At 64.2% G+C, this 9,143-nt stretch carries 12 protein-coding genes and 2 tRNA genes; 12 read left to right on the forward strand and 2 right to left on the reverse strand.

Features of this window, described 5'->3' with window-relative positions:
• Window positions 1-19 precede the first annotated feature (19 nt).
• Window positions 20-610: a hypothetical protein gene (locus FJ424_RS31590; RefSeq protein WP_246677405.1), complete on the reverse strand. Its 591-nt coding sequence runs from the start codon at window positions 608-610 to the stop codon at window positions 20-22.
• A 148-nt stretch (window positions 611-758) separates the two neighbouring features.
• Here FJ424_RS31590 and FJ424_RS31595 point away from each other — a divergent pair, with 148 nt between their 5' ends.
• Window positions 759-1,463, forward strand: a complete 705-nt coding sequence (locus FJ424_RS31595; protein ID WP_246677406.1) for a thermonuclease family protein — start codon at window positions 759-761, stop codon at window positions 1,461-1,463.
• Between the two features lie 241 nt (window positions 1,464-1,704).
• Complete coding sequence (locus tag FJ424_RS31600) at window positions 1,705-2,451, forward strand: GGDEF domain-containing protein (protein ID WP_246677407.1); 747 nt, start codon at window positions 1,705-1,707, stop codon at window positions 2,449-2,451.
• Between the two features lie 43 nt (window positions 2,452-2,494).
• Here the strand turns inward: FJ424_RS31600 and FJ424_RS31605 are convergent.
• Window positions 2,495-2,569, reverse strand: a tRNA-Thr gene (locus tag FJ424_RS31605).
• 225 nt (window positions 2,570-2,794) lie between these two features.
• Between FJ424_RS31605 and FJ424_RS31610 the strand changes: the two genes are divergently transcribed.
• The 10 genes from FJ424_RS31610 to FJ424_RS31655 all read left to right on the forward strand — a co-directional run bounded on the left by FJ424_RS31610 (window position 2,795) and on the right by FJ424_RS31655 (window position 9,057).
• On the forward strand, window positions 2,795-3,019 hold the full coding sequence (locus tag FJ424_RS31610; RefSeq protein ID WP_140659619.1) for a hypothetical protein: 225 nt from the start codon (window positions 2,795-2,797) through the stop codon (window positions 3,017-3,019).
• 139 nt (window positions 3,020-3,158) lie between these two features.
• Window positions 3,159-4,451, forward strand: coding sequence for a UDP-N-acetylglucosamine 1-carboxyvinyltransferase (gene murA, locus FJ424_RS31615; protein ID WP_140659618.1), 1,293 nt, complete (start codon window positions 3,159-3,161; stop codon window positions 4,449-4,451).
• Window positions 4,452-4,543: 92 nt separating this feature from the next.
• Complete coding sequence (locus FJ424_RS31620) at window positions 4,544-4,978, forward strand: DUF2948 family protein (protein ID WP_140648024.1); 435 nt, start codon at window positions 4,544-4,546, stop codon at window positions 4,976-4,978.
• A gap of 7 nt (window positions 4,979-4,985) precedes the next feature.
• Window positions 4,986-6,278, forward strand: a complete 1,293-nt coding sequence (hisD, locus tag FJ424_RS31625) for a histidinol dehydrogenase (RefSeq protein WP_140659617.1) — start codon at window positions 4,986-4,988, stop codon at window positions 6,276-6,278.
• A gap of 2 nt (window positions 6,279-6,280) precedes the next feature.
• Complete coding sequence (locus FJ424_RS31630) at window positions 6,281-6,766, forward strand: UPF0262 family protein (protein WP_140648026.1); 486 nt, start codon at window positions 6,281-6,283, stop codon at window positions 6,764-6,766.
• Window positions 6,767-7,000: 234 nt separating this feature from the next.
• Window positions 7,001-7,450: a low molecular weight phosphatase family protein gene (locus FJ424_RS31635; RefSeq protein ID WP_281405453.1), complete on the forward strand. Its 450-nt coding sequence runs from the start codon at window positions 7,001-7,003 to the stop codon at window positions 7,448-7,450.
• A 176-nt stretch (window positions 7,451-7,626) separates the two neighbouring features.
• A complete protein-coding gene (gene infA, locus FJ424_RS31640) occupies window positions 7,627-7,845 on the forward strand; it encodes a translation initiation factor IF-1 (RefSeq protein ID WP_006200926.1) in 219 nt (72 codons plus the stop codon).
• 127 nt (window positions 7,846-7,972) lie between these two features.
• Window positions 7,973-8,599, forward strand: a complete 627-nt coding sequence (locus FJ424_RS31645) for a Maf-like protein (protein ID WP_140648028.1) — start codon at window positions 7,973-7,975, stop codon at window positions 8,597-8,599.
• Entirely contained in the window at window positions 8,596-8,817 is a 222-nt protein-coding gene (yacG, locus tag FJ424_RS31650) for a DNA gyrase inhibitor YacG (protein ID WP_140659616.1), read from the forward strand. The genes FJ424_RS31645 and yacG overlap by 4 nt, the downstream gene beginning before the upstream one ends.
• Before the next feature lie 164 nt (window positions 8,818-8,981).
• Window positions 8,982-9,057: transfer RNA gene (locus FJ424_RS31655), tRNA-Phe, on the forward strand.
• Window positions 9,058-9,143: the final 86 nt, after the last annotated feature.

Genomic DNA, 9,143 nt, shown 5'->3' on the forward strand with positions numbered 1-9,143 from the left:
CTGTCGTTGCTGCTTTGGATTACAGATCGCGCTGCAGGGCCAGCATGCGGACTGCGCGGGCTTCGGCGCGCTGCCTGGTCTCGTGCAGGAACGCGACATGGCAGTAAGCGCAGGCCGCGAGACCGAGGCATAGCACCAGGCAGTTCTGCAAGCTAAGGTCGACCATCACCGAGAACTGAAGCCCACGAGGCGTAACGAAGGCGGCAATAGTGCTTGCCGTTTCCGCGTGGCTGCTCAGCGCCATCATGAACCCGGCGAAAATAATTGCAGCATGATTGGCGAGGAAGAAGCCGCCGGACCATTTGGACCGGCTGGCCATCCAGCAGGCGCCCGCCGCCAAGACGATAATGGCCGCATCGAGCGCCATCGATCCGCCGAGATAGACGTGCACCTGCTGCCAGAACATGGTCGAGAACGGGCGCAGCTCCAGCCAGGCATGCCACACAGCGGGGCTCGCCGGATAGAAGCCGAGAAGCATTGCCGCCGCTCGCTCCGCCGCCAGCAGAAGCAGTACCAGGGCCGGAAAGGCAAAAAGCAGTATCGGCTTGCGCATCGTGTCATCCCCTCGACATCCGATCACCGATTCTAGGCCGCATTGGTTGCGCGACACTTAACGCAACGCCTTGCTTTTCAAGGATTGTCGCTCATGTCTAATGTATCATCCGGTTCAACGGGGGTGACGCCGTGTCGACAGGAGCTAACGGGTTGGGCTCGGGCGGCATCATCGACAGCCGCCGCGACCTCGCGGGGTTCCGCGCGTGAGCCAGACGAATCCGCCCGGCCGCCCGCTGCTGGCGTCCGCGCTCGGCGGTCTCGGGCTGCTCGCAGGCATGGCGCTGATCGCCGAGGGCGGGCGCCGGCTGCCGCCCGCTTTAATCGCACCGGCTCAGGACTCCGGCGACCTGGAGCCGGCCTTCCATGGCCCGATCCATGACGCGCGGCCAGGCCAGCCGGCGCGCAAGATCGCCGAGGACCTCATTGCGCCGCCGCCGCTCGACCCATCCGCGATCGAGCGCATCGAACCGCGTCCTCCGCTTGGCGAGCTCGGGCTTGCGCCGCGGCCGCAGACGCCGATGCCGCAGGACTGGCGCGAGACGCTGCTTTTCCGTCCCGTCGCGACCTCCTCGGCGGTCGTCGAAGCCATGGGACGCACGGTCGCCATCAGCGGGACGGTCGACATAGATCCGGACAGGATCTGCACATTCGACGACACCGCCTGGCCCTGCGGCCAGCGGGCGCGGGCCGTCTTCAACGCCTGGCTGCGCGGCCGGGCGCTGAAATGCCTGCTGCCGCCGGACGCCGACCGTTTCGCCATCGCGGCGCCCTGCGCGCTGGGCAAGCAGGATGTCGGCGCCTGGCTGGTTTCAAACGGCTGGGCGATGGCCGCTCCGACCGGCATTTACGGCAAGGCGGAGGTGGTGGCGAGAAACGCCCGGATGGGCATTTTCGGCCCACCGCAATAACGCGACAGCGGGAAAGTCAGTGGCCAGTTCTCCTCGCGGACTTGCGTGAAAGCAGAATGGTCAGAGCGGTTCGGCAATTCTAAAACCTGGGCCGACGACCGGGCCGGTCATCAGCCGCGGGCGCGCCGGATTCAGCGCTTGCCATGGAGAAGATGCCGACTTGCATCAAATTGTACGCTTTCCTGACACCGAAATCGTAACCGGCCCCCTGTAAACGATGCGTCGAACAGGAGATTGGCCCTTGACCACGAAAACACCGACCGCGCCGGTTCAAACGTGGAAGCACCTCAGCTTGCTGGCCGTGCTTGGCACCGCCGCCTGCGTCGCGCTTTCGCTCGGGTTGAACTACTTGCTGCTTTTCAGCGACAGCCTCACACCATTCGGCCGCGGGGCCGTTACGGCAATCGTCGTGCCGATCGTCATCGGTCTGCCGTTGTTTGCCCTCACCGGCTGGCAACAGATCGAGATGCGCCGCTACCGGCAGGAACTCACCAGGTCCGGCACCTATGACCAACTGACCGGCTGCCTGAACGGCAAGGTGTTCACCTCGATGGTCGACAGGAGGGCGGCGAGACCGGTCGGCCCGCGCTCGGGCGCCTTTCTGGTCATCCATCCGCAACATCTGACATCGATCAACCTGCGTTTCGGCCTCGAATGGGGCGACGAGGCCTTGCGGCTGATCGCGTCGGCCATCCGGTCCGCGGTGCGCAAGGACGATTTGATCGGCCGGATCGGAACCTCGATGTTCGGCGTCTTCCTGCCGGGCGCGAGCGAAGAGGACGCCAAGGACGTGGGCGAGCGCATTCGCGGCACGGTCGGCGAGATCTATTTCGCGCCGAAAGGCGACAAGGACGTGCTTGCGATCAGTGTCGGCGGCGTCATTTTCGAGCGTGAGCTGGATTTCGAGGACATGTTCCGCTTCGCGGAGGAAGGCATGGCCGAGGCCTCGGACGAAGCCGGCCTGCGGCTGTCGCACGTCACTAACTGAGCCGGCGCGATCGCCCGACGCTCACTTCGATGTTCTGGAAAGCTGGTGCTGCGAGAGAGGATTGAACTCTCGACCTCTCCCTTACCAAGGGAGTGCTCTACCACTGAGCTACCGCAGCCTGCGATGGCGGCGCTTCTGCCATATCGAACCGGTAAGCGCAAGGCCAAGAAAAACCCAAAGCGTCGCATCTAATTCTTGCCGGCAATTATGCGGGTTTGGGGCGGCATGCGCGGCTGATCCATAGCGTGAAACCGGCTCTCGGCCCGCTTCCATGACATCGGCGCGTTAAAATGCTAGCCATTGCGGAATCGCGGCCGGCTGACCGCCGGCCAGGGATCGGACGATGAACGACAAGGCAAATCCACCGAAAAAAGGCGACGGCGAGCGCAAGGACCGGCTGGCCGAGGCGCTGCGCGCCAATCTGCAGAAGCGCAAGGCCCAGACGCGGTCGCGGCGCGCCGGCGACGCTGACAAGGAGCGCGCCCGCGACACTGACAAGCAGCGCGCCCGCGACACGGATCTAAGGTCCGAAGGATTGCCGGCTGCTGGAAAAATGCACAAGGACTGACCAAATCAGCCATACTGGCCGGCCATAGTCGGTCCGGTTTCAAGAAGATCCTATTTCTTGAACCAAGCCGGCCAATGGTCTAAGCCGGGCGCATCAACCGATTGAAACCGGCCTGTTCTGGCCGAGGGGACGTTTTCTCATGGATCGCATCAGAATTGTCGGCGGCAATGAGCTGGCCGGCACCATTCCGATCTCGGGCGCCAAGAATGCGGCATTGCCGCTGATGATCGCCTCGCTGCTCACCGACGACACGCTGACGCTCGAAAACGTGCCACATCTGGCCGATGTCGAGCAGTTGATCCGCATCCTCGGCAATCACGGCGTCGACTACTCGGTCAACGGCCGGCGCGAAAAGCAGCAGGAAGGCTATTCGCGCACCATCAATTTTTCGGCCCGCAACATCGTCGACACCACCGCGCCTTATGAGCTTGTTTCGAAGATGCGCGCTTCCTTCTGGGTGATCGGACCGTTGCTTGCCCGCATGGGCGAGGCCAAGGTGTCGCTGCCCGGCGGCTGCGCCATCGGCACGCGCCCGGTCGACCTGTTCCTCGAGGGCCTGCAGGTTCTCGGCGCGGAGCTCGACGTCGACAATGGCTATGTCATGGCCAAGACCAAGAACGGCCGCCTGATCGGCAATCGCTACGTGTTTCCCAAGGTCTCGGTCGGCGCCACCCACGTGCTGATGATGGCGGCCTCGCTCGCCAAGGGCGAGACAGTGCTGGAGAACGCCGCCTGCGAGCCGGAAATCGTCAATCTCGCCGAATGCCTGATCGCCATGGGCGCCAGGATCCACGGCGTCGGCACCTCGACCATCACCATCCACGGCGTCGAGGCGCTGTCGGGCGCCCGCGTGCGCGTCATCCCCGACCGCATCGAGACCGGCACCTACGCCATGGCCGTCGCCATGACCGGCGGCGACGTGATGCTCCACGGCGCCCGACCCGATCTGTTGCAGACCGCGCTCGACGTTCTTGTCGAGACCGGCGCGGAGATCACGCCGACCAATGAGGGAATCCGCGTCAAGCGCAACGGCGCCGGCATTGCGCCGGTCGACGTCACGACCGCCCCCTTCCCCGCCTTCCCGACCGACCTGCAGGCGCAGTTCATGGGCCTGATGACGATGGCCAAGGGCAAGTCGCGCATCACCGAGACGATCTTCGAGAACCGCTTCATGCATGTGCAGGAGCTCGCCCGGTTGGGCGCCCACATCACGCTTTCCGGCCAGACGGCGATTGTCGACGGCGTCGCCAAGCTCAAGGGCGCGCCCGTGATGGCGACCGACCTGCGCGCCTCGGTGTCGCTGGTGATCGCCGGCCTTGCCGCCGAGGGCGAGACCACGGTCAATCGCGTCTACCACCTCGACCGCGGCTTCGAGCGGCTGGAAGAGAAGCTTTCCGGCTGCGGCGCGGTGATCGAGCGGATTTCGGGCTGACGCTTACCCGCATCTGCCTCGGGCGAGTTGCACCGGCGGGAAAGACCGCATAACAGAGGGCTGAATTATCAACCTTCAGGTGCGCATTCGGCATGGCAGCTCTCAAGCTCATCGCGCTCGACGAACAGGATCTGAGCATCGTCTCGGCGCATGTCCAGGACGCCGTGATAAAAGTCTCCGATCTTGAATATCTGCCGGCGGCCAAGCGCTTCGTGCTGACCATGAACCGCTTCGTCTGGGAAGCGAAATCCGGCCTGTTCCGCCAGCACAATGAACGGCGCCAGAGCGTTCTGCATTTCGATCGCGTACTCGGCGCCAAGACCAGCGGCATTGCGCGCGACAAGCCGGCCGAGGTGCTGTCGCTGCTGGCGATCAGCTTCATCGCCATCAGCAAGCCGGCCGGCATCGTCGAACTGGTGTTTTCGGGCGGCGGCACCATCATGCTCGACGTCGAATGCGTCGAGGCACGGCTTGCCGATGTCGGCGGCTCCTGGGAAGCCACCTCGCGACCCGTGCACAGAGGCTAAAAGCGCAATGGCGATTACGCTCCGACAGCAGGACGCCGATTTCGAGCAACGCTTTTCGGCCTTCCTCACCGCCAAGCGCGAGGTGTCCGCCGACGTCGAGGCCGTGGCGCGCGGCATCATCGAGCGCGTGCGCGCCGAAGGCGACAAGGCGTTGATCGACTACACGCTGAAGTTCGACAAGGCCGATCTCAACGCGCTCGGCATCGCCGTCTCGAAGGACGACATCGCCAAGGCCTATGAGGCGGCCGATCCGGCGACCGTCGAGGCGCTCAAATTCGCGCGTGAGCGTATCCGTTCGCATCACGAGCGGCAGAAGCCCAAGGACGACCGCTATACGGATGCCGCCGGCGTCGAGCTCGGCTCGCGCTGGACGGCTATCGAAGCTGTCGGCCTTTACGTGCCGGGAGGCACGGCGAGCTATCCGAGCTCGGTGCTGATGAACGCCGTGCCGGCCAAGGTCGCCGGCGTCGAGCGCATCGTCATCGTCGTGCCGGCCTCGGGCGGCGTCATCAATCCGCTGGTGCTGGTGGCCGCCGACCTTGCCGGCGTTTCCGAGATCTACCGCGTCGGCGGCGCGCAGGCCGTTGCGGCCCTTGCCTACGGCACCGAAACGATCAGGCCGGTGGCCAAGATCGTCGGTCCGGGCAATGCCTATGTCGCGGCAGCCAAGCGCCAGGTGTTCGGCACCGTCGGCATCGACATGATCGCCGGGCCGTCGGAAGTGCTGGTGGTGGCCGACACCGACAACGATCCGGACTGGATCGCGGCCGACCTTCTGGCGCAGGCCGAGCACGACATATCGGCGCAGTCGATCCTGATCACCGACAACGCCGAATTCGGCAAGGCGGTGGAGCAGGCGGTCGAACGCCAGCTCAAGGTGCTGCCGCGCGCCGAGACAGCGGCCGCGAGCTGGCGCGACTTCGGAGCGGTGATCCTGGTGCCGACGCTGGAGGCCTCGCTGCCGCTGGTCGACAGGATCGCGGCCGAGCATGTCGAGCTCGCTTTCGACGATGCCGAGGGCTTCTTTTCCAGGATGCGCAACGCGGGCGCCGTGTTCATCGGCCGCCATACGCCGGAGGTCATCGGCGACTATGTCGGCGGCTCCAACCACGTTTTGCCGACGGCACGCTCGGCGCGTTTCTCGTCAGGTCTGTCCGTGCTCGATTTCGTCAAGCGCACCTCGATCCTGAAGCTCGGGCCGGATCAGCTCAAGGCGCTGGCGCCCGCCGCGATCGCGCTTGCCAAGGCGGAAGGCCTCGATGCCCATGCCCGCGCCGTCGCGATCAGGTTGAACATGTAGCGATGTCCGGCCACGACCAAATCCGCGACAGGCTGATCGACGTCGAGCTCGACGAATCGATCGGACGTTCGACGCCCGACGTCGAGCACGAGCGGGCCGTGGCGATCTTCGACCTCATCGAGGAGAACAGGTTTCGGCCGATCAATGATGACGGCGCCGGTCCATACAGGCTGAAGCTTTCGCTGGCCGAGTCACGTCTGGTCTTCGCCGTCAGCCGTGAAAACGGCGCCGAGGTGGTCACCCACATCCTGTCGCTGACGCCGCTGAGGCGCATCGTCAAGGACTACTACCTGATCTGCGAAAGCTATTACGAGGCCATCCGCTCCTCGACGCCGAGCCATATCGAGGCGATCGACATGGGCCGGCGTGGCCTGCACAATGAGGGCTCGCAGACGCTGATGGACCGGCTCGCCGGCAAGATCGAGATCGACTTCGACACGGCGCGCCGGCTGTTCACGCTGGTCTGCGTGCTGCACTGGCGAGGCTAGATCAGGATGACGTTTCGTTGAAACACCGTCCTGATCCAGCTCTTTGTTGGAGCATGATCTTTTCCGAAAACCGGTTCCCACTTTTCGGGATCATGCTCTTTTGTTGGAGCATGATCTTCTCCGAGAGCCGGTTCCCACTTTTTGCGTGGCTGACCTCCGGTTCGGGATCATGCTCTCTGGTTGGAGCATGATCTTTTCCAAAAACCGGTTCCCACTTTTTGGGACCATGCTCTAGTGGCCGCCCTGCCGCATTCGATCCTGTTCCTGTGCGGCATGAACGCCGTGCGCTCGCCGATCGCGGAACAGTTGGCGCGCCGCATGCTTCCCGCCACCACCTTCGTCGCTTCCGCTGGCGTGCGCGCCGGCGAGCGCGATCCGTTCGTCGACGCGGTGCTTGCCGAAGAGGGCCTGTCGCTCGGCGCGCGCCAGCCCAGGACGCTGGAGGAGCTGGAAGACGACTATTTCGACCTGATCGTCACGCTGGCGCCGGAAGCGCATCATGCGGCCCTCGAGCTCACCCGATCGCTCGCCGTCGAGGTCGAGTACTGGCCGATGCCCGACCCGACCGACACCGGCGGCACGCGCGAGCACATCATGGCCGCCTATCGCGACGTGCGCGAGCGGCTGAAGACCCGCATAAGTCGACGTTTTGCGGCACCGGGGGCTGAAAGCGCCCCGGATTAAGCTTGTTCACAAGCGGATGATTATCATATAGGTTCCGCGCAAATTCCGGTTGGAGTCGGGTGATTTCAGGTCCGACTCCAGATCAAGAGTAGAGCATGATGTCGTCCGAAAACCGCTTCACACTTTTCGGCATCATGCTCTAGGCGCCGGAACGCCCATCCAAGCAAAGGTATCGAATGCCGAAGGAAGAAGTCCTCGAGTTTCCAGGTGTGGTCACCGAACTGCTGCCCAATGCGATGTTCCGCGTGAAGCTCGAAAACGAACACGAAATCATCGCCCACACGGCCGGCCGCATGCGCAAGAACCGCATCCGCGTGCTGACCGGCGACAAGGTCCTGGTCGAGATGACGCCTTACGACCTGACCAAGGGCCGCATCACCTACCGTTTCAAGTAACAGTCCGCGCGAAGCTAGAGCCGGATGATTTCAGGCCTGTTCGACCTGAAATCATCCGGCTCCAAATCAAAGAGTGGAGCATGATGTCGCCCGAAAACCGCTTCACACTTTTCGGCATCATGCTCACATGAGCATCCTGCAGAAGCTCGTGCTTGCCTCGGGTTCGCCGCGCCGCATCGAATTGCTGCAGCAGGCCGGCATCGAGCCGGACCGGGTGCTGCCCGCCGATGTCGACGAGACGCCGCTGCGCGCCGAGCATCCGCGCTCGCTGGCCAAGCGCCTTTGCAAGGACAAGGCCGAGAAGGCGCTGGCCTCGCTGAAGAGCGAGGAGGACTATGCACCCGCCTTCATCCTCGCCGCCGACACGGTGGTGGCGGTCGGGCGGCGCATCCTGCCCAAGGCCGAGACGATCGACGACGCCATCAACTGCCTCGGCCTGCTTTCCGGCCGCTCGCACCGGGTCTATTCCGGCATCTGCCTGATCACGCCCGGCGGCAAGCTGCGCCAGCGGCTGGTGGAAACCAGGGTGCGCTTCAAGCGGCTGCCGCGCGAGGAGATCGACGCCTATGTCGCCTCGGGCGAATGGCGCGGCAAGGCTGGCGGCTATGCCGTGCAGGGCCTGGCCGGCTCGTTCGTCGTCAAGCTGGTCGGCTCCTACACCAATGTGGTCGGCCTGCCGCTCTACGAGAGCGTGGCGCTGCTTGCGGGCGAAGGCTTCAAGGCGCACCAGAACTGGCACGCTTCGCGCTCATGAGTCCGGACGACAAGGTCACGCCGCTGAGGCCGAAGCGGCCCTGCCCCGAATGCGGCAAACCCTCGGCGCGCGAGCACTACCCGTTCTGCTCGGCGCGCTGCAAGGACATCGACCTCAATCGCTGGCTGAAGGGCGCCTATGTCATCCCCGTCCGCGACGGCGAAGAGGAAGAAGAGGACAGCCCGAAGCCGGGCCCGACGCCCAAGGACGAGCCGTGAGCGCAGCCGGCGACGGGCCGTTTCCCGGCGATTTTTCTTTCCTGATGAAATCGACACCTAGGCGCTGGACAGGCAGAATTCCCGTGCTATAACCCACGCGCTTTCAAGGGGCGCCGCCGGCGCCTTCGCGAAACCCGGCGGGCGTATCCCTTTAGCCGGCACAGGCCCAGATAGCTCAGTTGGTAGAGCAGCGGACTGAAAATCCGCGTGTCGGTGGTTCGAATCCGCCTCTGGGCACCATCCCCTCTTGGTCCGTTCCGGACACATGGGTTACGGTTTATACCGGAGACATGGGTAACACTTTTGGCCCGAAGGGGTTTTGGAGT

Source organism: Mesorhizobium sp. B3-1-8 (assembly GCF_006439495.1).
Classification (GTDB): Bacteria; Pseudomonadota; Alphaproteobacteria; order Rhizobiales; family Rhizobiaceae; genus Mesorhizobium.